Here is a 24,113-nt window from a genome sequence, read left to right as displayed (position 1 = left end):
AGCCCGATGAGTGGGACACTCATCGGGCTTCGTAGTTTAGTCGAATTCACCACGCGTCATGGGGTTCTGTTCGAACCTCACGCGGCGGGCAGGTCAATCAAAGACCTGCGTCGGTCGCTGGCAATTCGTTGGCCTTGATCTTTTCACCGAAGGTCTTGCCGTCGGTGCTCTTCACTTCGGCAACCTTCTTGAAAGCAGCCGTGATCTTTGCAGCGGCTTCTTCTGGATGCTCTTTGAAGTATTCCTTGGGGAAGTCCTTCTTATCGAGGAGCTTCTGCAGGGCTCGCCCGTACTCGTTGCGAGCTTCTTTCTTTTCTGGTGCGCCTTTGACGTGGCACAGGTTGCAACCAGCTTTGCGGGTCGCTTTCACGAAATCAGAGTCGGTGTCTTCGGTGATGTAGTCAGCTTTCCACTGTTTGCCAAATTCGCTGATCGCGAACGATGGGGTGGAAAAGCAGGCAGCGATGCCCAGAACAAGAGCCAAGCGTTTCATCAAGCAGGTTCCTCAAGTAAAGATCAGGTGGGATTTCAGGCGGGAGCCGACGAGACCGCCGACGCACCATTAAAGTCACGGTGTGGGGGGAAAGTCAAATGTAGGTTCCATCGGCATTCTAGGTAGAGACCGTTCCTGGAATCCACCCACAACCGATCCATCTTGCCTAAAATTACGCGGAGACCACCGGCTGGAGGGGGTCGATTCGGGCAGTCGCTCGGTCCAACGGACGGTCCATCGCGGTGGCCGTTCGTTCATCCAGGGCGGCGGATCTTCCAGGATTTCCAGGATATCGCTCATCGTCGTGACCCTGGTTTGCCCCAATTCATCGCGAATCAGCAGCATGGGGTCGTCCAGTCTGGTGTCGGTGTCGTAGGCGTTGCCAGATCCGCGAAGTCGCACCCAAATTTCATCTCGGTCGACACGTGGGATTCCTGTTAATTCAATGTGAGGAATTCCTGTGTCGACGACAAACACGCATTCCTCGGCCCGTCGCTCAATTTCGATCGGGTAGGGCGCGCTGACGCCCATCCGCATTTGCAGCAGGCCTTTGGGGGTGATCGCAGTCAGTTGTTCCAGAGACAGCCGGACGGATCCCGAGGACGGATGAGGGGGCTGGAGAGCGCCGCCCATTTCAATCATTCGGCGAGAGACGGCCAACAGTCCGTTTTCCCAGAGCAGTTGGAGTTCCGCGGCCACGTCCATTCGCAACATCGTGATTTGACCACGGACAATCACGTTGGACAGTTCAATGGATACCAGCGGCAGAGCTCCGCTGGTGTCCGCCACCGCACCGCTCTCCACTCGGTCGTAGGGCAGTCGCTCTGGATCCGTGACAACGCTGAAAGCTTGCACATCATCTCGTCGCGACGCGTTGTCGATCGTCACGGTGCAGTCGCGCAGACGAACGCGACGGTTGTCGTTGATCGCGAACATTGCCCCGCCGTCCGTTTCGGTGGCGGGGACGGTCCAGAAAAAATGCAGTCCTGACATTTCGATTCGGTGCGAACCGATCGTCATCATTTCGCTTCGCTGCATGTCCACGTTCTCGGTCGAGCGGAACACGATTTCGGTGCCACCAGGCAGACTGGATGAGAGAATCAGGTCACTGCGAGGGATGGTGACTGGCGCGGACACAAGTTGCGGCGTCGCAATGTCGATGCGATCGATTTCCAATTCATCGGCCAACTGCAATGCATCCGCCAGCGTGGTGGCAAGCTGAACGCCGGCACGAGCGGCTTCTTCGCGAAGCTGGGGAACTCGGAGGGCTTCGGTGGAAACAATTTGGACGCGGATGGGTTCCGGATTCGCTGCCTTGGGGCGACTGGTTTTGGGATCCACTGAGGCGGCGGGTTCACTGGCCGAGTCGCCTGTCGTCAGCGGCCGGGTGGAGCTCGTTGTGCCAGGACTGAGCATGTTCGAGGCGATGGAATCGGGGGCGGTCGACGCGGTGCTGGAATCGCCGGTCAACGGGCTGGCATTGATGGGGCCAATCATCGGGCTGCCGTTCATCGGGCTGCCATTCATCGGGCTGCCAGGGTAGATCGGGCTCGTGCTTCGTTCCCCATCGCGATTGACGACGCTGGGGACGGTCGGAGTCAAAGGCAGCGGTTGGTAGGTCTCGTCCGTCATGCCAGGTGGCAAAGGCAGGCTGCCAAGGCGAGGTGGGTCAGCCCCCTGCGAAGGAAAGTCGCTGTTCAGACCCACGCCATCGGCTCCAGTGATGGAGCTCACGGAGTCGCTCATGGTCATTCCGCCGGCCAACGGTGTCGCCCCCGAAATCACGGCATCGGGATCGATCGAAGGTGGAATGGATGGCTCGCGCGGCGTGCTGGTGTTTCGGACTGTTGCGGCGTCCTCTGCTAACTGATCGATCGCCATCGTCGGATCGTTTGCAGCGGCACTCGCAGCACCGGGTTGGTCGAGCGTCGTGGACGGCGATGATCCGTTGGGCAATCGATCGCCAACGGATGTGGCTGGCAGTTGCCCCGGCGGCAACAAGGCACCCTGCCCGGTCGCAGGTCCGTTGCTCATTGGCGAGGTGGCACCCCCGTCGGTCGTTTCACGAACTGTTGCCGGGGACGAGTTGGGGGAGGCTGAGTCGTCGACGCGAGGGCCGCTCGCCGATCCAGGCGTGGGGGTTCGTGGCGACCCCGCTGCGGCGGAATCATTTGTCTCGCCCACGCTGGCAGGTAATCGTGGGGCGACGGATTCGACGGAATCCGGCGAGATCGAGGCCTCGATGGCGCGGCTGAGTTCACGACGCGAAGGTTGCGAATGCAATTCCACTGCGAAAGCGCTGAACAGCAGCACGGTTGCCGCGATCATCCAAGGCAAATGGCGACGCAATCGACGCATCGATTCGCGGTGATCGTCGTCTTCCAGGGTGGGAACCGCGACGCCGCGACTGCGCGGCAGGTTCTCACGTGAGGCCAGTTCTCTGAGATCAGCGATCAGGGTTTCGCTGCGTTGGTAGCGTTGCTCAGGAAGCTTGGCGAGCATCTTGTTCAAGATCGCCGTCATCTCAGCCGGAACGTCTTCGCGGTGTTCCCGGATGTCGGGGATCGCGGCGTTCCCGTGGCTGAGAAGTTTCTGCAACATGGTCCCACCGGGAAACGGTGGGGAACCCGTCAGCATGTAGAAGAGGGTGCAACCGAGCGAGTACAAATCGCTGCGGATGTCGGCCAGTCGCGGATCGCGGGCTTGTTCAGGCGAGATGTAATCGAACGTTCCCAGCGTGACCCCACTGGCCGTCATGTCTTCGCTGGTGTCGAAGTTGTCCGAGCGAGCCAGACCCATGTCAACGAGCTTGACGGCACCATCGGTGGTCACGATCACGTTGGAGGGTTTGATGTCGCGGTGGACGATGCCGCGACGCGACGCGTGCCCAATCGCCTCGGCAACTTGGATGGTGAAGAACAGGGCATCATCGAGCGACAGTGGACCACCGTTTGCCACCATGTCCCGAACGTTGGCACCGTCGATGTATTCAAAGACGATGTAGTGCCAGGGGCCATCGTTGCCGACGTCAAAGACGCGCGCGATCAGCGGGTGATCGAGCTTGGCGGCGCTTTGGGCTTCGTTGCGGAAACGTCTTTGCAGGTCGGGGTCATCGGCCGCGAAGGGAATGACCTTCACCGCCACGGTTCGACCGAGTTGTTCGTCGCGAGCTCGGAAGACGGCGCCCATCCCACCGCCGCCGATTTGATCCAGCAGCAAGAAGTGGTTGAGCCGTTGCCCGCCCAGTTCACGGGTGATCGATGCCGGGGTGGCGTGTCGATGCGAGGCGTGGGAGGAGTCTCGCAATCGAAACGAGTTGCCGGGCAATCGGTGCGAACGCGTGGCCGAGACATGGGACCGGCTGGAGCCCGCTCGAATCACCGTTTCGGCTCCCTCGATCACATCGTCCGGCGCACGAAGCGGATTGGGAGCGGGAGGCGGTCCGGCTGAATTTTGCCGTTGGTCGCGACCCGGTTCTTCGACGGGGACGCCGAATGGTTGAGTGGCGGTTCCCGATGCATCGGTCGAATCAGGCGGCGAGGTGTCGGGGCCTGTTGATTGGGAGGCTGGTTTCGGTCGGTGCACCGTCGATCCCTCCGGCAAAACCGCTGAACGGTCCGGTTGCGAGGAATCGGAGGAGGGGAGCGACCGGGAATCCATGCGACGCAGCGGCGGAAAAGACTGAAGAGAAGAGGCAATCCGTTCACTTCCAGGATAGTTCTTTCCCCCGGTCTGGGCAAACAATCTCAGTGCTCAGGCACCGGTTTCACCGCAGAAAAAACGGAGCTTCGCTGCTCCCAACCCAATCTGCTGGGCCATTTCGGAGAGTGTCGTCAGGGCTTCCTGGCCAACCGTCCCGAGGTCCACGGTCCAGTCGTTGACATACAAATCGACGTGCTGCATCAGCACCGAATCGTCCATTTCCTGGGCGTATCGACGCATGGCGGGGAGTGCTGAATCCGGTGTTTGACGGGCTGATTGCAGCGACCGCCGGATCACTTCGCAGGCGGATTTCATCGTCGCTGGGGAGTGTCGGTCTCGCATCACCAAGCCTCCCAAGGGGAGTGGTCTCTGAGTGGATTTTTCCCACAAACTGCCCAGGTCGGCCGCCAAATGCAGTCCCGACTCGGCGTAGGTGAAGCGTCCCTCGTGGATGCAGACGCCAAAGTCCGCGTCGCCCCGCTGCAGAGCTGGCATGATTTCGGAAAACACGACCTGCCTGACCGAGGTTTTGGCCCGAGGGGGAGAATCGTCCGGGGCTGAGGAACCGGCCGGAGGGTTGGATTCCGGGTAGAACAGCCGGAACAACAAGTGAGCGGTGGTGTGTTCGCCGGGGCAAAGCGTGGTTTGAGCGAGCGTCTGCGGGGTCTCACCGGCTCGAGCGGCCAGCAGCAGCGGGCCGACGCCAAATCCGAGCGCCGATCCCACCGGCAGCACTCGAGTTTGATCGGCCATCAACAGGGCCGCATGAAAACTGGTTTTGGCGAGATCAAATTCGCCCGCCAAAAGCCGCTGGTTGAGCTCATCAATGTCCAGCAGTTCGATTCGCCAGGTGAACCCGCCGGTGTCAAACGATGGCTCGCTGCCCTGATTCATCGCCGCATCCAACAATCGCGAAAAAGCGAATGTGTCGTTGGGACACGTGGAGATTCCCAGGTGCAGTTCGGGACCTTCACCGATGCGAAGTTGTTGTGGGGCAGTGTTGATTGGGTGGCTCCGTTTGGATGCCGATTGGATGGACGGGGCCACTTGCTCAGTTGTCGGACATGCCCAGCACGTCGAACATGCTGTACAGACCCGGGCCTTTGTTTTCTTGGATCAGCCACTTCGCTGCCGCCAGGGCTCCCGACGCGTAGCAGTCGCGGTTGCTGGCGGCGACATTCAGTTCGATCTTCTCGCCCAGCATTCCGAACACGATCGTGTGTTCGCCAGGATTGTCGCCGACGCGAATCGCGTGGTAGCCAATTTCTTCGCGAGTTCGAGCGCCCGTGTGACCTTCTCGACCGTGGACATGCGTGGTGGATTCACCCAACTGTCCAGCAATCAGTTCACCAAATTTCAGAGCCGTGCCGCTGGGCGCGTCGGCTTTGAACCGGTGGTGTCGTTCCAGGATTTCGACATCCAGCCCGCCTGAAACGTCTTTCAGTGCCGCGGTGATCTGCTCGGCGATTTTCATCGACAGGTTGACCGCCAGCGACATGCTCGGAGCCCACACGATCGGGATCGAGGCGGCTGCGTCGGACAGGCGTTGCTTTTGTTCGTCGGTCAAACCGGTGGTTGCCACCACCAGTGGCGACCCGACTTTCACGCAGTGGGCGAGGCAGTCATCCAGGGCTTCGGGAAGGGAAAAATCGACGACGGCTTGAGGGCCGGTTTGGTCGCCCAGCGTCGGCCAAGTCGAAGAAATTTCAACGCCTGAGGGGGCTTCACCAGCCACGGAACCCGCGTCTTTTCCGAGATGATCGGATTGGGCGTGGTCGATGGCTCCGACCAAATGGAAGCTGGAGTCCGTCATGCCAAGAGCCACGACGCGGCGTCCCATGCGACCGGCTGCACCATGAACCGTGAGGGAAATCGGACCTGTTGAATCTGCCACCGAATTGAACCGTCTGAGAAGGAAGTAAGGGATCGGCGATCACGCCGCCAACGCCTCAATCTAGCGACACCACAAACGAATCAACAGGTCGGGCGATCGTGCACTGGGATTGCCAATGCGGAGCCGATCGGGCTCCTTGGACCCTGCCCTGCGAGGCTTGCACCTTGCCCTGACCCGTGGCCGATCGAACATGGGCATTGGCGAAGAACGATGTGTCCGGAACACCCGCGTCAGAAAGCTTGATTGGGAATGTCGATGCCAGTCACTGAAGCTCCCGCCAGGGACGTCTCCACTGAGCCTTGCGGCGGCAGAACGGCTTGTGTGCTGACCCACCCCGGTTTGCAGTTGGGGATGAGTCTGGTGGTTTTGGCGGCGACGTGTTGGGTGACGCAAACCACAACCCGGAGCGTCTCCACGGATTCGCCTCCGGAATCACCGGGTGTTTCTTCGCCGTTGAGCATTGGGTTGAACACGTCCGACGCTCGTGAATTGTCTCTGTTGCCTGGAATTGGTCCCAAATTGGCCGATCGGGTTGTCCGGCATCGCGAATCTCACGGCCCCTTTGGGTCGGTGGAAGGTTTGATGACGGTTCACGGCGTCGGTCCCAAGTTGTTGCAATCCTTGCGGCCTTGGGTCCACGTGTCCCAGTCGGCTCGGGAGCCTTCCCGTCCCATTTCCGCCCCGGATCACTTGGTCTCGAAGGATCATTGAATCCGTCGGTTTGACGATTTCGGGGGTGGTGGCCATGATGAACGTCTCCCGAGAGTCGCCTCGGGGCGACTTTTCTGACTGACCGCGTCCGTGCGTTGACGCTGGCAAACGATTCCCAACCACTTGATTCAAACGAGCATTCCAATGGCTCTGGCTGAAGACAAAGTCCGCGAAGCCCTCAAAGAGGTCATCGATCCCGAGTTGTACGTCAACATTGTTGACCTGGGGTTGGTGTACGTCGTTCAAGTCGGCGAGGAAAAAGAAGACGGCCGTCATGACGTCAACGTTGAAATGACCATGACCAGCCCGATGTGCCCCGCCGGGCCTCAACTGGTCGCGGGAACCAAGAATGCAGCGGAGTCACTGGAAGAAGTCGACACCTGCGATGTGAAAGTCGTCATGGAACCGGCTTGGACACCGGATTGCATGACCGATGAAGCTCGCGATCACCTCGGCATCTTTTAATCGCGGTGACGGATTCGCTGCCTGCACACAAGTACGAATTCCGCGTGGCCTATCAAGAGACGGATGGGCAGCGTCGAGTTCACCATGCCAACTACTTGAATTATTTCGAGCGTGGGCGGGTCGAGATGCTGCGCGAACTCGGTCACAACTACAAATCGATTGAAGACGACGGCCACATGCTGGTCGTCGCTGAAATGAATGTGAAGTACTTCGCTCCGGCGGAGTTCGATGATTGGTTGGAATTGACAACCACCGTGATGGAAGTTCGCAAAGTTCGAATGCGACACCGCTATCAAATTCATCGGGATGGGCAGTTGCTCGTCGAAGCGGATTCCGTGATCGCCTGCGTCGATCGCAGCGGGAAACTGGCTCGGTTGCCCAACCTGAAAACTCGCTGACGGCACCTGCTCATGCGAGTCTTTGTGGGTGAGTATTTGTGCGGCGGTGGCATGGTGTCCACGCCGCTGGAACAGATCCCGCCTTCGCTGCTGAGGGAAGGTCGAGCGATGTGGCAGGCTTTGGTCACCGATTTCGCGGCTTGGGCAGATGTGCTCACGCCGCTGGATGCCAGGCTGGAAAATCTCGCGAATGTTCTGCCCCGCGACGTTCAGCGGCTCACTGTGAATGCATCCGCGAACGTCGCAGAAGCTTGGTTGGAAGCGGCCCAAACGTGTGACGTGGCGATCGTTGTCGCCCCCGAGACCGACGGCGAACTCCACCGGATGATCACGGTTTTTCGCGAGTCCGGGGTGGAGGTGTTGGCGGTGGATCAGACGCTGGTTCGCATGGCGACGGACAAATGGCTGACCGCCCAGTGGTTGGCCAAACACAAGATCGCGACGCCAGTGACTTGGGCCCAGAAATGCCAGCTATCAGACGATGCAGCTCGCGAAATGGACGGGTGGGGATCCGTCGGGCTGGATGCCAAACGTTGGGTTCGAAAGCCCAGGGATGGCTGTGGTTCCGAGTCGGTCCGTGTTTTCGATGATCGGGTGTCGGCCGATTCGGGGAGTCAGAGCAACGACATCGTGCAGGCTTGGATCGAAGGCCGACCGGCATCGATCTTGATCGTTGGTGCAATGACCGATGGTGGAATGACCAAGGGAAGAAACCAGCCAGTCATCTGTCCCGCGATGTGGCAGGATTGCGAATGGTGCGTGGACGACCTTGCATTTCCCAGCCAACCCGCTGGCTCAGGGGCTCGCTACCGAGGCGGCAGCGGTCCAATCGAATCTGATTTGCAGTCGCGTGGGCGGGCGTTGGCAGATCAAGTGTTGCGGGCCATGCCAGAACCGCCGCGAGGATTTTTGGGGATCGACTTCATCTTGGGGGATCGTCCCGAAGAGGACTGCGTGATCGAGATCAATCCACGGCTGACGACCTCGTACATCGGTGTTCGAGAGCTGGTGAGAGGAAACTTGACCTCGATTTGGGAGTCGTGCAGAAGCCCAGAAACGGCGATCAGCAAACGCTCGTTTGAATGGTCGTCCGATCCCGTCTGCTGGACAGCGGAAGGTGAGGTGCACCCGCAAACACTTCGGTAGGCGGCGATCCGAAGAGGATCACATTCGCGAGGCCATGGCGAAGAAACCGCCTGCACAACCGCCGCAGATGATCGCGGTCACGGCAGGTTTCCAGTTGTCGCGGAAGTGGCGGATGACAAAGATCGGAACGTATAGGATCGTCAAAGAGAGCAGGCCCTCGTTGCGACTGACTTTGAAAGCGCGAGCGATCAGCGTCAGCACGCAGCCAATGGCGACCATGGCGAACGCGGAACCGCCCAAATTGCAAAACATTTGCAGCGGCTTGAATTGCAGTTGCTCGGTGCGGCGGGAGGCGTTGACGGCCAAGACGGCGATCACAACGGCACTGCCGACGATGAACAGGATCAACGCCAGCATCCAGGGTGGCATGCCAGCTCCCTTGTGCATTTTTTCTTGCAATGCAACATCGCGGACCATGTCCTTTTCCGCTTTCATCAGGGCCAGGGTGCCCATGTCGATGTCGACACCGGCAACTTTGTGCCCTTCCATGTTGGTGCCGGTTTCTTTGTTGTAGCCGCATTTGGTGCACAGCACGGCTCCCGCTGCCATTTCGTATTTGCAGGCTGGGCACACCCCCGCGATCTGGCGATCGAAACCTTCTTCGGTGAACAAATCGTCCAGCGAGTCAGATTGCGGTGCTTGGGGGGCCGGACGGGATGCGGCGGGCCGAGCGGCCGCGGCTTGAGGCTTCGCGGCCCGCGGTGCGGCTGGCTTGGCGGGCCCGCCGGCAGCCGGCACGCGAATTGCCTTGCTGCATCCGGGGCATTTGACTGCTTTTCCGGCAAATTCATCGCGGACGCTAAGTTGTTTGCCACAAGAGCATTGCAAGCGAATCGGCATCAAGAAATCGTTGGCAGAAGGGAAGACGGACGTCTCGCGAAACCGGGCGGGCCACTCCGAGCAGAAACGGACCCATGGGTGAGGCGGTTTGGGGGTTAGTATAGATGCAAATGACCGAAACGACGACTCACAATCAAGGCTTTGGGAAGTCCCCCCCGGTGCTAGTAATTCTTCGTCGCTTAAGCAAACTTGTGAAGACATCTCGGCTTCGCGAATTCGTTCGCCTCCCGCCTGAACATCTAACCTGAACACTGCATCGTGAATTCACCTGAACGTGACCTTTCCGAACGCCTCGCGAAACTCTCTCCGGAGCAGAGAGCTGCCCTGCGAAAACGTTTGGCCCGTTCATCCTCCTCGACGCCCTCCCCTGCCACCAATTCGGCGGGTTCGCGCCCATCGACGGCGACTGCGGAACCGATCGCGATCGTGGGCGTGTCGTGCCGGTTTCCCGGTGCGCCGGATTTGGACGCTTATTGGAAGGTGATTTCCGAAGGGATCGATGCGACCGCGGAGATCCCGCCGGAACGCTGGGACGTGGATTCGCTCTACGACCCCACCGGGCAAAAGGCCGGACGGATGTCGGTTCGTCGCGCGGGAATGGTCGCCAACATCGATCAATTCGATCCCAAGTTCTTTGGCATCTCGCCGCGTGAAGCCGCGCGGATGGATCCCCAACAACGGTTGTTGTTGGAAGTCAGTTGGGAAGCATTTGAGATCGCGGGCATCCCTGTTTCCAGTTTGGCGGGAACTCCCGTTGGGGCCTACGTCGGAATCGGCGGCACGGATTACTCGAAGGTCCCGTCGACCTACGACGGTTACTACCAGTACATCGATGCGCATGTTGGGACAGGCAACGCCCTTTCGATTGCCGCCAACCGGTTGTCCTACATCATGGACCTTCGTGGTCCCAGCATGGCGATCGACACCGCGTGTTCGTCCTCGACGATGGCGATTCACTTGGCCGTGCAAAGTTTGCGATCCGGCGAATGCGACGCGGCGCTCGCCGGCGGTGTGAATGCGATTTTGACCCCCGAAACAACCATCGCGTTTTCGAAAGCTCGAATGCTGTCGCCGGATGGTCAGTGTCGACCTTTCGACGCCGATGCCAATGGCTACGTTCGCGGTGAAGGCTGTGGAATGTTGTTGTTGAAACGACTCCGCGATGCCGAGCGAGATGGCGATCACATCTGGGGAACGATCCTGGCCAGCGCGACCAACCAAGATGGTCGAACCAGTGGTATCACGGCGCCCAACGGTGTGTCGCAACAAGCGGTCATTCGGACCGCACTTCGCGAAGCAGGTTTGCCCGCTTCCCGAGTCAATTACATCGAAGCCCACGGCACTGGAACACCACTGGGCGATCCGATCGAAGTTGATGCGCTGACCCAGGTCTTCTCCGGAACACCCGGCGTCGACCCGCCTTGTTATGTGACCAGTGTCAAAGCCAACGTGGGCCACATGGAAACGGTCTCGGGTGTGGCTGGCATCATCAAGTTGTTGTTGATGATGCGTCACCAAACCATTCCCGGTCAGCTCCATCTGAAAAAGCTGAACCCGCGAATGTCGCTGAAGCGTTCCCGCATTGTGATTCCCGCTCAATCACCCCCTTGGCCTGTGGACGATGAGCCATTGATCGCCGGTGTCAGTTCGTTTGGCTTTGGCGGAGCCAACACGCACTTGTTGATGCAGCAGTATTTGCCGAAGGAAACGGTCGAGGTCGCTGGTTCGAACGAGTCCCAAACGAAGGAGCGAACTCGGCATGTGCTGGCCTTGAGTGGGAAGAGCGAAGCCGCCATCGCGGAGGTTGCCTCGCGATTGAAGCAGCACCTGGAACGCAACGATGACAACATCGTGGATGTGGCTCACACGATGAACGTGGGACGCGTTCACCACACCCACCGATCCACGGTCGTCTTTGAAGACTCAAAGCAACTTGGCCAGCAGTTGACGCAGTTGAGCGAAGGCAAGAAAGGTCCCGGTATCCGCAGCGGACAAACCGTGACCAGCCGCGCCACGCGAATCGCTTTCTTGTTCACTGGCCAAGGATCGCAATCGCCGGGCATGGGCAAAGGTTTGTTCGAAACCCAGCCGGTGTTTCGCAAGGCGATGCTGCAGTGCGATGAAATCCTGTCGGAGGTGTTGCCCAAGCGTTTGCTGGATGTGTTGTACGGGGAGGGCCCGGATTCGGATTTGGTTCATCAAACACGGTACACCCAACCTGCCCTGTTCGCGATCGAATATTCCCTCGCGAAGCTGTGGTTGTCGTGGGGCGTGAAACCACAGGTCGTGTTGGGACACAGCGTCGGAGAATTCGCGGCCGCTTGCATCGCGGGAGTCGTGTCGCTGGACGACGCATTGAGCTTGATCGCTCATCGCGGCCGCTTGATGGGTGAGTTGGCTGCCGGCGGTGGCATGACAGCGATGTTTGAATCGGCGGAAGTCATCGCCAAACAACTTGGAGAGTTTCAGACGTCGGGCAGCGGGACTCTTTCGATCGCCGCTGAGAATGGGCCGCAGAACACGGTCGTGTCTGGACCGTTGTCGGATCTCGACGCGTTCGCCAAACACTGCGAGGAAGCTGGCATTGCTTCCAAAGCCTTGCAGGTGTCTCACGCGTTTCATTCGCAGTTGATGGAACCGATGCTGGATGAGTTCCGGAAGATCGCCGAGCAATGTGAATTCAAGGCACCACGGATTCCTTTGATCAGCAACCTGACCGGGGAGCAACTGACCAAGGCTTGGGACGCCGACTACCTGTGCGATCACATTCGCAACGCGGTTCGTTTCCAACCCAGTATGCAAGCTCTTTCCGAGATGGACATCGATGTGATGTTGGAGGTTGGTCCGTCACCGATTTTGACCGGCATGGGGAAACGTTGCTTGCCAGAATCCAACGCGATTTGGACACCATCGCTCCGGTCCGGCAACGACGACGAAACAGTCCTGTACGAAGCGGTGGGCGACGTTCACGCTCGCGGCGGCAAGGTTGATTGGCGTGCCTTCGATCAACCTTGGCAACGACGACGTTTGGTGTTGCCAACCTATCCTTTTGATCGCCAGCGATATTGGTTGGATCCATCGGATGACATCGTCGAGGATCCATCTCGCAGTCGCTCGGGGGCAGGCGAATTCCTGCATCCGATGCTGGGCCGATTGCAGCCATCGGCGCTGCAGAGTCGGTTGTATGAAAACGCTTTGTCTGCTCGCTCACCGGAGTTCTTGGCCGATCATGCGGTGCAAGGATCGGTCAATTTGCCCGGAGCTGCGTTCATGGAGGTCGCCTTCGCCGCGGCTCGAGATCGCTTCGGTGCTGGTTCGCATGCGATCACGGATGCGAACATCGAACACGCCATGTTCGTCAGCGAAGATCGTTGGAAGACGTTTCAAACCATCGTGGATGAAAGTCTTTCACTGGAGGTCTTTTCTCGCGATCGTGTCGATGCCAGAGAGCCTTGGCAACGGCACATGTCCGCTTCGCTGGTCCCTGCGGAACAGTCCGACGAATCGACCGAGGTGGAAGTCGTCTTGCCGCCACCCGGCATGTCGACCGTTGCTCAGCGTTTTGTCGGGGGAAAAGGTCACGACGAATTCTATGACTTGATGTCGCATCGACGACTGGAGTACGGACCACGATTCCGGATGTTGCATCGCGTCGACTATTCGATCGACGAGGCACTGGGCCAAATTCAGTGCGACGATACCACGCGAGCTGAATTCGATGACTACATCTTGCATCCCGTGTTGGGCGATGCGTTGATGCAAACGTTCTCGGCATTGGTTCCGCGTCCAGATCACGACACGTTCAGCGAAGCGACATACATGCCCACGAAAGTTTCGCGGGCGGTGGTTCATCAGCGTCCCTCGGGAACGCTTCGGACGTATGGCCGGCGGACTTCAGCGGGAGAGGTCTTGGATCCCGAATTCGTGGAAGGCGACGTTTGGCTGGTCAACGAACGCGACGAGGTCGTGGCCGAATGGACCGGCGTTCGTGTGACACGTGTCGGACGCGTGGGGGGTGGTGCGTCAGAGTCACTGGACGATTCGCTGTATCAGATCGATTGGCAGGACGCTGAGTCATCGCCGGTTGTGCCTGCTGAGGTGGACTTGGATGGGCAGCAGGTATGGTTGCTTGGCGGAGGTGGATCGTTGCGAGATTCGGTTGCCAAGCAGTTGGTTGGTCTCGGGGCGCAGGTCGTGACCGGCGAGTTGGAGTGTGATTTGAAATCACTTGCCGCGCGGGAGGAGTCGACGAAGCCACTCGCGGCGATCATCACCCTTTGGGATTCAAGCGAAGCATCGAGCGACCCGGCGGGTGACGCGGAAGTCGCGTGTCAGGAGGCGCTCACGCAAGTCCGCTCGGCCATTGAGCACGTCACGCCTGGAAAACACTTTCGAGGGTGGTGGCATGTCACGAAGGGAGCTCAAACGGTTTCTGCATCGGAGACAAACATTGATTTGGCTCACGCGCCTGTGTGGGGAATGATTCGCGTTGCGATGATGGAGCTCGCGGATCTCAAGCCTCGTTTGTTGGATCTGGATCCATCGGCGACGGACCAATCCAATGCATCCGCGGTCATGGCTGAGACGGTTGCGGAGAATGAGGAAGATCACGTTGCTTATCGAGGTGGCAAACGCTATCTCGCTCGCTTGGTGAAACGACATGCTCAGGACGGTGCAGGTGGCGAAACGACGATCACCATTCCGTCGCAGCCACACCGCTTGCGTTTTCGTCAGACCGGCAGTTTCGATTCGCTGTACTTTGAGCCCATGGAACGCGAGGCGCCTCAGGGAAGTGAAGTTGAACTGCGGGTCAATGCCGCCGGGTTGAACTTCAGCGATGTGCTGAAGGTGATGGGGTTGTACCCCGGTATCACTGACAAAGTGGTGCCACTGGGGATTGAATGCGCCGGCGTTGTCACTGCGGTCGGCGAAGATGCAAAACGCTTTCAAGTTGGCGATCGAGTGATGGGAGTCGCTCCGTTCAGCTTTGGTTCGCACGCGAAGACACCGGAGTACACGCTGGTCAAACGGCCGGCCGGCATCGATGATGTCGAGGCCGCCACGATCCCGATCGCGTTTTTGACCGCCTGGTATGGGCTGGTGCATTTGGCCGATGTGCAACCTGGCGAACGCGTGTTGATCCACGCTGGGGCCGGCGGGGTTGGATTGGCCGCCACTCAGATCGCTCAGTACCTGGGTGCCGAAGTCATCGCGACGGCGGGCAGCGATGAGAAACGCGATTTTCTGCGTGGCTGCGGGGTGAAGCATGTCTTCAATTCGCGGACCACGGCGTTTGCTGACGACATTCGGCGTGCCTTTGGCGGCCAAGGCGTGGACGTGGTTTTGAATTCGCTTCCCGGCGAAGCGATTCCGAAAAGTCTCGGTGTGCTCAACGCCTACGGTCGCTTCTTGGAAATCGGCAAGACCGACATTTACCAAGACCGCAAAGTGGGGTTGCTGCCCTTCCAAGACAACCTGTCTTATCACGCGATCGACTTGGATCGCGTGTTGCGGCAGCGTCCAGCGAAGATCGAGAAATTGTGGTCGGAGCTTGCTGAGAGATTCGAAGCAGGCGACTTGCAACCGATTGCCTGCACCGAGTTTGATCAGACCGAAATGGTCGAAACGTTCCGCTACATGGCGCAGCGAAAGAACATCGGCAAAGTCATCACGCGAATGTCGACGCAGAGCACGATGGATTCCACCGCTGAGACTGAGGCGAAGGATGAGTCGGCTGCGTCGACGGTTTTGATCACCGGCGGGACCGGCGCGATCGGATTGAAGCTGGCCAAACGATTGATCGATGAGGGGGCAACCAGCATTGCACTGCTGTCCCGTCGTCAGCCAACCGGCGAGGTCGCGGCAAAGATTGATGCTTTGACGGAAGAATCGGACGATGCCAACGTGATCGTGTTGCAAGGCGATGTGGGGGATCTGGAATCGCTGCGTTCGGCGCTGAAGCAATTGCCCGATGGCATGCCACCAATCGCACACGTCTATCACGCGGCCGGTGTTCTTCAGGACGGTTTGTTGATGGACATGACGGCGGAGCAGTTGCTCGTTCCGATGGGGCCCAAGGTGCAAGGCGGATGGAATTTGCACTTGGCGACCAAAGATTTTCCGATTGAGTCGTTTGTCTTGTTCTCTTCCATCGCCGCGTGCTTGGGATCGCCTGGACAAGCCAACTATGCTGCGGCCAATTCGTTCTTGGACGCTCTCGCTGAGTATCGGCGTGGCAAAGGTTTGCCCGCGACCAGCATCGCCTGGGGACCCTGGGCGGAATCGGGCATGGCGGCCACGGAAGACCGCTCGTCTCAGTTGGAATCTCGGGGCATGCATTTGCTTCCCGCCGAGGCGTGTTTGCAAACGATGCAAGAACTCATTGAGGCCGGCGATCACTACGTCGCGGTGATGGATGTGGACTGGCCAGCGATGACAAACAGCATGCGTCGCACCCGGCCTTTCTTCACCGAATTCGCAGACAGTTCACTGGCCGATTCCAATTCGAAGGTGGATCAGGTTGATCATGAATTTCGGGCTCGGTTGGCGGGAATCCCAGAAGACGAACGAACCGACCAGTTGCGCCATTATTTCGCGTCCGAGTTGGCTCGATTGATGGGATGGGAAGCCGAGCAAATTGACGTCACGCAAAAGCTCAGTGAGCTGGGCATGGATTCGTTGATCGCGATGGAGTTGAAGAACAATCTCGAACAACGTTTGGCCATCACCATCCCAATGTCAGCACTCGTTGAGTCCCCCTCGATCAACAGTTTGGTTGGCCATGTGGTCTCGCAGTTCGCTGACGAGGATGGAGGCATGAAAGCCGCGAGTGGCAAACCAACACGAAACGCGAACGATCGGACTGCGTTGATCGTTCCATTGAAAGCCGAGGGAAGCCGTTCGCCTTGGCTGTGCATTCATCCCTTGGGTGGATCCACGGCCTGCTACTCCGATTTCTCGCAACAGGTGGATGACGACCAGCCCGTGCACGCGTTGGCAGGCGGGGGATCCGACGGAGTCAGCGAGCCACCGGCAACGCTCGATGCGATGATGGACGAGTACGTTGATCTGGTGCAGGAACAGTTTGCCGATGAGGAACTGAGGTTGATTGGATGGTCTGCGGGCGGCGTGTTCGCTCTTGAGTTGGCCCGGCGTTTGGAAAAACGAGGTCGCGACGATGTGTCGGTGACTTTGTTGGACACTCCGCTTCCATCGATCTACCGCAACGTGGATCCGAACGATGACGTTCAGTTTGTCGCCGATCTGATTCAGTTCTCCAATGCGTTTTCCGGGACCAACATGCGTCTGACCGCGGAAGAGTTGGAAGGCGCGCGTGGGACAGACAAAATCTGGCAGCTTGTGTTGGAAGAAGCGCAGCGTGCCGGGGTTCTCAGTCAGTCAGCTTCTGCCGAGATGGTTCGCAAGTTGATCGACACCAGTCGGCGGCATGTTCAGTTCATCAAGTCGTATGAGATTGATCCGGCCAGCCCAAGTGTGCAGCTGATCCTGCCAGTGAAGACCACCGCGCTGGAGGGTTCCTCGGGAGAACGCTGGACCGACCACTTGGATTGGGCGTCTCAGCTCGACACAGAGGTCATTGTGGAACAGACCGATGGAGATCACTTCACGATGCTGATGGGCGAGCAGGCTCGCGAATTGGCGAAGCGAATGGAACAGCACGCGACGGCGAAATGACGTCTTGGCATGCGAGAGGATGGGGGGCGTTTACTTCGCCATCAGGTATCCAACCCCGCGAACCGATTTGATTCGTGTGGGTTGGTTTGGGTCATCGCCGAGTTTTCGACGAACACGCGAGACACGCAGGTCGATGGAACGATCCAGGCCGTCGTAGGGCAAACCCAGCAGGTCGACATAAATGTCTTTGCGGGCGACGACCGATCCCGCTCGTATTGCCAGGTACTCAATCAAGTCAAACTCCGCGGTGGTCATCTCGACCGTGTCTCCCCCGATGGTGACCTGGCGTTTGGCGGGCGTCACAATGAGATCGCCGACAATGATTCGGTCCTCTTCGTTCAATTGCGTGTCAGACTTTCGAAGGTGGTTTTTCAGACGCGCGAGCAAGGCACGTGGACGAACTGGTTTGCTCATGAAGTCATCCGCGCCGACCTCCAACGCAACGACTTCATCGATTTCTTCGCCGCGAGCCGTCAACACGATGATCGGTCCCGAGAATTGGTTGCGCACCGCGCGGCAGACATCGATCCCGTTCATGCCCGGGAGACCGATGTCCAACACGATGGCATCAAACCGATTGTGGACGATTCTTTTCGCTGCGAGTTCACCATCATTTTCGATTTCAACCGTGAAACCGTGTTCATGGAGGAAATCGCTGACCATCGCTGCCAAGTGAGTGTCATCTTCGACCAATAGCAGTCGATCTTGCATTGCATTTTTTCCTGCTTGGGCACGAACGTTCAGGCGTTGGAACCCCAGTCCTGGAAGAAGGTTCCGACGGAAAAGGCGTGTGAAAACGAATCCCTGGGGAAACGATTTCCCGATTCATTTGGCGGAACCTTGCCCCGATATCGGCATTGAAGCCTTGCCGAGAGTGGAGACTCACACGGTTTCACCAAACAGGATGAAAAGATGAATCGAAAATCACTGACTTGTAGCAATGGGCACCATTTGCGAGCCGCTGGGGCGCTGGCTGGCAAAACTTTGCCCTGCCCACGTTGTGGCGTCGCGGTCACCGTTCCGTGGGAGGATGCTTTCACCGTCCCCGAGCAACCCCCTCAGCGAGATTCGCTTTCAGACACGGGGGTGATGCGAATTCTGGGGGAGGCAAGCATGCCGGTTCAGCAGAGTGAAACTCAACCCAGCGACCCATCCACGGGGTCACATCGACCGTGTCCGAGATGCGAGTACTTGGTCAGCGACCAATCCACGGTCTGCCCGAAGTGCAGCTGCTACATGGGCGTGTTGCCTCAGTTCTTGCGAGCGTTGCTCCCCAAGAACATGTCCGCCTAAGCGGACGAAAGAGTTGCTGATGGATGACGCTTCAAGGAATCGCATTTGATTGCCTTGAAGCGAATCCAGTCCGCAGACATCACTTTTTGACGGTCAATTCCCGGCGATAGATCGTCGTTCCATTGGTCACGTACAAATGGGAGTGATCTGGTCCTGCCAACACGCAGCTGGTCAGTGGCTTTGCCGGATTCGGTTTGGGAAGCACGCCGCAGGGACGACCCGTGGGGTCAAAGATCTGCACGCCCAATTCGCTGGTGACGTAGTACCGACCGATCTTGTCGACCGCCATGCCGTCACCTTTGGAAGCGGTGAGATAGGGCGGTGGTTCATTGAATTTGAATTCACCCTTGGGGTCGATTGGCAATCGCATCGGCATGGTCGGCATCTTGGCATTGAGCACACCGTCCGCATTGACTCGGAATGTCCAAGTGAACTCCCCACCGTAATCGGACACCGCCAATGTGCCGCCGTCGTTGGACAACGCAATCCCGTTGGGACGCGAGATTCCTTCATCGGCCGAAGTCACCTCACCCGTTTCAATGTTGATTCGAGTGACTTGGTGAGCCCCGGTTTCGGTGATGAACAAGTAGCCTTCATCGGAAACGGCCAGGTCATTGGGGGCGACGTTTTCGGCGATCGTTTTCACTTCGCCCGATTTCGGGTCGATTGAGATCACACGCTTCTTGGATCCCTGGCAGGCATAGAGCAACCCGTCAGGGCCGAACATCAACCCACTGACCGATTCTTTCGCGATGACAGTTTTGCTTTGGTCGGTCACGTTGACTCGGACAACCGCGGGAGCACGCATGTCGCAGTAGTAGAAGTTTCCTTCCGCGTCGCTGCAGGGAGCGTCGGCAAAGCCGAGGTTGTCTGCCACCACCTCCCAAGACTTGCCAGGAACCAACAGATTCAGAAGCGTCAGGTCGCCTCGCAGGTCGTCCGAGGTATCGATGGCAGGCGTGTGAGTCTCCTTTCGCCACAACCATTTCATGGCTTCGGGGAATTGCATGCTGCCAAAGTCGGCGTTGTGCCCGTAACCTTCCGCCCAATCCAAACGCACGTCGTAGCCCATGTAGTTCAGCGATGATTCCAAGCGTTGATTGGCGATCGGCCAGTGCCCAAAAGGATTGTCGTTGTCACCGCTGGTGTCGGCCATGGAAACGCGAATCGGTTTGGGTTCCGTCTTGCGAATCAGGGACGAATAGATGTCGCCACCACGTAAGTTCACAAAGCTGCCGACGTTGGAGTAAACCTTGCGGAACTGATCAGGACGTTCCCAGGCAACGGTGAAAGCACAGATCGCTCCGGAGCTCGATCCGCCAATCGCACGCATGTTGGGATCGTCGGAAAGGTTGTATTTCTTTTCGACCTCGGGAAGGATTTCTTCCAGCAAGAATCGGCTGTAACGATCACCGAGGCTGTCGTACTCGAAGCCACGATTGGATGACTTGCGGCCTTGGCGAGGTTTCGATTTGTCGTGGCCTGGGTTGAGGAACACTGCAATCGTGGGAGGCATCTCACCGCTGGCAATCAAGTTGTCGAACACGGTTGGGATTCGCCAACGACCCTTGGTGTCTCGCATTCGTTCGCCATCTTGAAACACCATCAATGCCGCTGGTTTGCTCGCGTCGTACTGAGCCGGAACGTAGACGGACCAGTCACGAATGGTGTTGCCAAAAATCTTCGAATTCCAAGGTGGCATCGTTTCCACTTTGCCTTGCGGCACGTTTTCGTTGACGACGGCGAGCGGGTGAGGCTCCCATTTGGGTTTGGTCGATGCGGGAGGGATGACGGTGGATTCGGCCTCGTCGTTCCAAAGCCACTGCAAGGCGCTGGGCAGTTCTTTTCCGCCCCACTGGCCGCTGTGCCCGCCCTCGGTCATCACGAATTTGTATTGGTAGCCTGCGAATTGAAGTGCGGCGGCCATGTCACGGTTGGCAAGCGGCCAGTTGCCGTGCAGGTTGCTCAAGTCATCGCGACCTTCTTGCAGGTAAACCTGGATTGGTTTGGGATTGGATTTGGTTTTGCGAATCAAACCAGGGTAAGCCCAACCGCCACGAATGTTGGTGTAGCTGCCGATGTGGCTGATCACCTTGCCAAATTGATCTGGCCGTTCCCAAGCCACGGTGAACGCACAGATGCCACCCGAAGAGATGCCCGCCACGGCGCGTCGTTTGGGATCGGAAGAAACCTGCAGGTCCTTCAAGGCCACGGGGAGGAATTCATCGATCAAGAATCCCGCGTAACGATCTCCCAGCGAATCGTATTCGAACGAACGATTGCTCCGAGCTTTGGCACCTGGTTTGGTGGCGGGCACCGTGCCGGGGTTGACGAAGACCGCGATCGTTGGCGGCAGCAACCCCTTGCCGATCAAATTGTCGAGCACGATCGGAGCACGAAACGAACCATTGGGTTTCGCGTAGTTCATGCCATCCATGAACACCATCAAGTTCGCTGGTGTTTCCGGATCGTATTGCGATGGAACATAAACGGCATAATCGCGACGAGTTCCCGGAAACGTTTCGCTGGTCTCAAACACGCCCTTGGTGAGTTTGCCTTGGGGCACGCCATCCTGAACCGTCCGGAGCGCTTCGTCATCAGCGTGGGCCACGGTGGCGAGGGAAGCGACGCAGATGGCTGCAAGCACGACAAGGCAAGTGCAAGGCCGGATCCAGGAAGCAAGGTGCTTCGCTGATTGAAAGGCAGGTTGCGGGCCGGTGGGGGGATGCATGGTGAATCGCTCGGTGGGATGACTTGGGTGGGATCCTCGCTCGTAAGTTCGCGAGAGGGGGCTCTGATCATCGTTGCTGGGCAGGTGCCAAGCAAGTCCGGCAATCAGGCAGGCATCACGGGTGGGAAGATTGCAGGAGCGTGATAAGTTTCTTCCATCGCCACTCTAGCCCTAGCAAACCCTTCATGAACATCATTTCACTCCTGCCCAGTGCGACCGAAATCGTTAGCGCGCTGGGGTTGCGAGACCAATTGGTCGGTGTCACGCATGAGTGTGATTTTCCGCCTGGTGTCGAGAGTCTTCCGAAGGTGACCCGGACCTTGATCCCGCACGATGCGACCAGTGGCGAGATTGATGCGATGGTTCGGGAGCGATTGCAAACCGAGCGGGCGTTGTACTCGCTGGACATGCCGGTGGTGGAATCGTTGTGCCCCGATCTGATTGTGACGCAGGCGTTGTGCGATGTGTGCGCGGTGGCGGAGTCTGAAGTCAACGCGGCGGCCTGCTCCCTGCCCGGGCAACCGCGTGTGGTGAATTTGGAACCCACCTCGCTGTCCGAGATGTTCGATTGCATCACGCTGGTCGGTGAAGCCGCGGGGTGTCCCGACCGGGCCGAGGCTCTGATTGGCAGTTTGCAAGCAAGGGTGGATCGAGTGCAGGAACGCACGACCGAGTGGCTGGCTCGGCCGGGAGTCGAAGTGCCCCGTGTGATGCTGTTGGAGTGGATTGATCCACCGTTTAGCGCCGGGCACTGGAGCCCCGAGTTGGTTCGATTGGCGGGAGGCCACGAATGCGTGGGCGAGTCGGGCGAGCGTTCCGTGACCACGTCGTGGGATCGCATTCGAGACGCGGATCCCGATGTCTTGTTCATCGCCTGCTGCGGTTTCAGCGTGTCGCGAACCTTGGAAGACATGCCGATTCTGCGTGGCTATCCCGGTTGGTCGGAGATGAAGTGTGTGCGGGAAGAACGTGTCCACGTGGTGGACGGTTCCGCTTACTTCAGTCGACCTGGCCCGAGATTGGTGGACAGTTTAGAGATTCTCGCGAACACCCTGCACCCACAAATCCATCCCCTGCCGAACGGCCTCCCCCCCGCCCTGCAGCCCCAAAAGGTGTCAGGTACCTTTTTGGAAGAATAGGCAGTTTGTTCGTTTCTGACTCGGCATGATGTCGAGAAGCTGGCTGGTTGATGGGCGTGATTGCCTTGCACTTCTGCGTGAACATTGCCGACCTGGATCGGCATCCGAATTCATTCAGCAGGCAAGGTGGACGATCGCAGGTAGATTACCCAATCTACCAAAAAGGTACCTGACACCTTTTAGGCGATGCGGTCTTCGGTGATGTGAGTTTTGCCGTCGGGATCGACGCGGCGGAAGAAGCAGCTTTCGTAGTTTTCGTGGCAGGCCGCACCGGTTTGGTCGACGGACAACAGGATCGTGTCGGCGTCGCAGTCGACTCGGATTTCACGCACGACTTGGGCGTGGCCGCTGGTGTCACCTTTGCGCCAGAGTTTGCCCCGTGAACGGCTGAAGTAGACGGCGCGGTTGCCCGACAGCGTTTCGTCCCATGCTTCGCGGTTCATCCACGCTAGCATCAGCACTCGCCCGGTGGTGGCGTCTTGCGCGATGGCGGGGAGCAGTGGTTGGCCGGTCTTGGGGCACGGAACCCCGGCGTCAAAGTTGGGAATGGGAGAAGGCATGGAAGCGATTAGGTGTTGAGATTGACGATGATTTTGCCGGCCAGTTGACTGCTGTCTTCCAGCGTCGCTGATTCTTGCAAGGCGTGAGCTTGGGCGGCTTCTTCTAAAGTGAAGCGAGCACTGATGTTGGCGGACAGTTTACCGGAGGCGAGCCAATTGGAGATGTCTTCGGCAGCGGTCTTCATTTCCATGGGGGTGGCTTTGAACATCACAAAGCCATGGAGCGAGCATTCTTTGACATAAAACGGGCCGACCGGAAAGGCGGGCCGGGCGTCTCGCCCTGCCATCAACACCATGCGTCCGCGGCCCGCGAGCAAGTCGACGGCGACATCGAAGTCTGGTTCGCGACGAGTTTCCCAGAACACGTTGACGCCGTCGGACGCGAAGGCTTTGGTTTTCTCGGCGATGGATTCTTCGTTGTACAGAATCACTTCTTCGGCACCGAGATCGCGACAGACTTGGGCTTTCGCTTCACTGCCCGCGGTCGTGATCACACGGGCTCCTTTGGCAGCGGCCATTTGCACCACCATCGATCCCACGCCCCCACTTCCACCGATGACCAGAATGCTTTCGCCGGGTGACAGTTGGGCTTCACGGAACAATCCGAGGTGAGCGGTGACACCGACCAGAGCGCACGCGGCGGCGTCTTCGTAGGGCACGGGTTCGGGCAACTTGAACACCCAGCCTTCCTCGACCGCAATCAATTCAGCGAGAGTCCCTTGGCGGCCGAGCAGTCCTTGGTTGGTGCACCAAACGCGGTCGCCAATCGTGAACCGTTTGACACCGGGCCCCACGTTTTCGACCACACCCGCCGCATCGCATCCCGGCACAAATGGCTGAGGCAAATCCATGGCGATGGCGCCGGAGCGAATGTACGTGTCGATCGGATTGATGGCTGAGGCGTAAACACGAATCAAGACTTGGCCAGGTCCGGGAGTGGGATCCGGTTGCTCCGCGATTTGGATGGAATCGGCGGGACCTGGTTCAGTGATGAAGGCAGCTTTCATGGGTCGAACTCGTTGAAGAGGACGTTCATCAAACGGGAA

16 protein-coding genes are annotated in these 24,113 nt (G+C 58.5%); 7 read left to right on the top strand and 9 right to left on the bottom strand.

The annotated features are described in order from the left end of the window. Positions 1-97 precede the first annotated feature (97 nt). The 4 genes from RISK_RS05455 to dapB all read right to left on the bottom strand — a co-directional run bounded on the left by RISK_RS05455 (position 98) and on the right by dapB (position 6,089). Entirely contained in the window at positions 98-493 is a 396-nt protein-coding gene (locus tag RISK_RS05455; RefSeq protein WP_047813265.1) for a hypothetical protein, read from the bottom strand. Positions 494-568: 75 nt separating this feature from the next. Further along, complete coding sequence (locus RISK_RS05450; RefSeq protein WP_047813264.1) at positions 569-4,153, bottom strand: serine/threonine-protein kinase; 3,585 nt, start codon at positions 4,151-4,153, stop codon at positions 569-571. Positions 4,154-4,246: 93 nt separating this feature from the next. Then, the gene (locus RISK_RS05445; protein WP_236696048.1) at positions 4,247-5,242 is read right to left on the bottom strand and encodes a 1,4-dihydroxy-6-naphthoate synthase; all 996 of its coding nucleotides are present in this window, start codon (positions 5,240-5,242) and stop codon (positions 4,247-4,249) included. Between the two features lie 4 nt (positions 5,243-5,246). After that, positions 5,247-6,089, bottom strand: coding sequence for a 4-hydroxy-tetrahydrodipicolinate reductase (gene dapB, locus RISK_RS05440; protein WP_083434799.1), 843 nt, complete (start codon positions 6,087-6,089; stop codon positions 5,247-5,249). A gap of 255 nt (positions 6,090-6,344) precedes the next feature. Between dapB and RISK_RS05435 the strand changes: the two genes are divergently transcribed. The 4 genes from RISK_RS05435 to RISK_RS05420 all read left to right on the top strand — a co-directional run bounded on the left by RISK_RS05435 (position 6,345) and on the right by RISK_RS05420 (position 8,809). Continuing rightward, the gene (locus tag RISK_RS05435) at positions 6,345-6,800 is read left to right on the top strand and encodes a ComEA family DNA-binding protein (protein ID WP_236696047.1); all 456 of its coding nucleotides are present in this window, start codon (positions 6,345-6,347) and stop codon (positions 6,798-6,800) included. Between the two features lie 144 nt (positions 6,801-6,944). Next, positions 6,945-7,265: a metal-sulfur cluster assembly factor gene (locus RISK_RS05430; RefSeq protein ID WP_007326213.1), complete on the top strand. Its 321-nt coding sequence runs from the start codon at positions 6,945-6,947 to the stop codon at positions 7,263-7,265. A gap of 5 nt (positions 7,266-7,270) precedes the next feature. Continuing rightward, complete coding sequence (locus RISK_RS05425) at positions 7,271-7,663, top strand: acyl-CoA thioesterase (RefSeq protein WP_047813262.1); 393 nt, start codon at positions 7,271-7,273, stop codon at positions 7,661-7,663. Between the two features lie 12 nt (positions 7,664-7,675). Next, positions 7,676-8,809, top strand: a complete 1,134-nt coding sequence (locus RISK_RS05420; protein WP_047813261.1) for an ATP-grasp domain-containing protein — start codon at positions 7,676-7,678, stop codon at positions 8,807-8,809. An 18-nt stretch (positions 8,810-8,827) separates the two neighbouring features. On the opposite strand, the gene RISK_RS05415 is transcribed toward RISK_RS05420, so the two are convergent. Continuing rightward, positions 8,828-9,649 (bottom strand): membrane protein, encoded by an 822-nt coding sequence (locus RISK_RS05415; RefSeq protein WP_047813260.1) that lies wholly within the window; start codon positions 9,647-9,649, stop codon positions 8,828-8,830. A gap of 258 nt (positions 9,650-9,907) precedes the next feature. Here RISK_RS05415 and RISK_RS05410 point away from each other — a divergent pair, with 258 nt between their 5' ends. Continuing rightward, positions 9,908-17,344 carry a type I polyketide synthase gene (locus RISK_RS05410; RefSeq protein WP_047813259.1) on the top strand — a complete coding sequence of 2,479 codons (7,437 nt, stop codon included), beginning with the start codon at positions 9,908-9,910 and terminating at the stop codon, positions 17,342-17,344. Between the two features lie 30 nt (positions 17,345-17,374). On the opposite strand, the gene RISK_RS05405 is transcribed toward RISK_RS05410, so the two are convergent. After that, positions 17,375-18,055 (bottom strand): response regulator transcription factor, encoded by a 681-nt coding sequence (locus RISK_RS05405; protein WP_236696046.1) that lies wholly within the window; start codon positions 18,053-18,055, stop codon positions 17,375-17,377. A 201-nt stretch (positions 18,056-18,256) separates the two neighbouring features. Here RISK_RS05405 and RISK_RS05400 point away from each other — a divergent pair, with 201 nt between their 5' ends. Then, positions 18,257-18,637, top strand: coding sequence for a hypothetical protein (locus RISK_RS05400; protein ID WP_047813257.1), 381 nt, complete (start codon positions 18,257-18,259; stop codon positions 18,635-18,637). A 79-nt stretch (positions 18,638-18,716) separates the two neighbouring features. Here the strand turns inward: RISK_RS05400 and RISK_RS05395 are convergent, their stop codons facing one another. Then, the gene (locus RISK_RS05395) at positions 18,717-21,284 is read right to left on the bottom strand and encodes an alpha/beta hydrolase-fold protein (protein ID WP_047813322.1); all 2,568 of its coding nucleotides are present in this window, start codon (positions 21,282-21,284) and stop codon (positions 18,717-18,719) included. A 269-nt stretch (positions 21,285-21,553) separates the two neighbouring features. Here RISK_RS05395 and RISK_RS05390 point away from each other — a divergent pair, with 269 nt between their 5' ends. Then, on the top strand, positions 21,554-22,507 hold the full coding sequence (locus RISK_RS05390) for a cobalamin-binding protein (protein ID WP_047813256.1): 954 nt from the start codon (positions 21,554-21,556) through the stop codon (positions 22,505-22,507). Positions 22,508-22,686: 179 nt separating this feature from the next. On the opposite strand, the gene hisI is transcribed toward RISK_RS05390, so the two are convergent. Beyond that, positions 22,687-23,067, bottom strand: coding sequence for a phosphoribosyl-AMP cyclohydrolase (gene hisI / locus RISK_RS05385; RefSeq protein WP_047813255.1), 381 nt, complete (start codon positions 23,065-23,067; stop codon positions 22,687-22,689). A gap of 8 nt (positions 23,068-23,075) precedes the next feature. Further along, positions 23,076-24,074 carry an NADPH:quinone reductase gene (locus RISK_RS05380; RefSeq protein ID WP_047813321.1) on the bottom strand — a complete coding sequence of 333 codons (999 nt, stop codon included), beginning with the start codon at positions 24,072-24,074 and terminating at the stop codon, positions 23,076-23,078. Between the last annotated feature and the right edge of the window lie 39 nt (positions 24,075-24,113).

Source organism: Rhodopirellula islandica (assembly GCF_001027925.1).
Taxonomy (GTDB): domain Bacteria; phylum Planctomycetota; class Planctomycetia; order Pirellulales; family Pirellulaceae; genus Rhodopirellula; species Rhodopirellula islandica.
Note: the sequence above shows the minus strand (reverse complement) of the source record. Positions and strands in the feature narration are given on the sequence as shown.

Bases quoted from the DNA above. Each gene is read 5' to 3' on its own strand.
- RISK_RS05380 (WP_047813321.1), bottom strand. From the start codon at position 24,074: ATGAAAGCTGCCTTCATCACTGAACCAGGTCCCGCCGATTCCATCCAA.
- hisI (WP_047813255.1), bottom strand. From the start codon at position 23,067: ATGCCTTCTCCCATTCCCAACTTTGACGCCGGGGTTCCGTGCCCCAAG.
- RISK_RS05390 (WP_047813256.1), top strand. From the start codon at position 21,554: ATGAACATCATTTCACTCCTGCCCAGTGCGACCGAAATCGTTAGCGCG.
- RISK_RS05400 (WP_047813257.1), top strand. From the start codon at position 18,257: ATGAATCGAAAATCACTGACTTGTAGCAATGGGCACCATTTGCGAGCC.
- RISK_RS05435 (WP_236696047.1), top strand. From the start codon at position 6,345: ATGCCAGTCACTGAAGCTCCCGCCAGGGACGTCTCCACTGAGCCTTGC.
- RISK_RS05450 (WP_047813264.1), bottom strand. From the start codon at position 4,153: ATGGATTCCCGGTCGCTCCCCTCCTCCGATTCCTCGCAACCGGACCGT.
- RISK_RS05405 (WP_236696046.1), bottom strand. From the start codon at position 18,055: ATGCAAGATCGACTGCTATTGGTCGAAGATGACACTCACTTGGCAGCG.
- RISK_RS05430 (WP_007326213.1), top strand. From the start codon at position 6,945: ATGGCTCTGGCTGAAGACAAAGTCCGCGAAGCCCTCAAAGAGGTCATC.
- RISK_RS05420 (WP_047813261.1), top strand. From the start codon at position 7,676: ATGCGAGTCTTTGTGGGTGAGTATTTGTGCGGCGGTGGCATGGTGTCC.
- RISK_RS05415 (WP_047813260.1), bottom strand. From the start codon at position 9,649: ATGCCGATTCGCTTGCAATGCTCTTGTGGCAAACAACTTAGCGTCCGC.
- RISK_RS05455 (WP_047813265.1), bottom strand. From the start codon at position 493: ATGAAACGCTTGGCTCTTGTTCTGGGCATCGCTGCCTGCTTTTCCACC.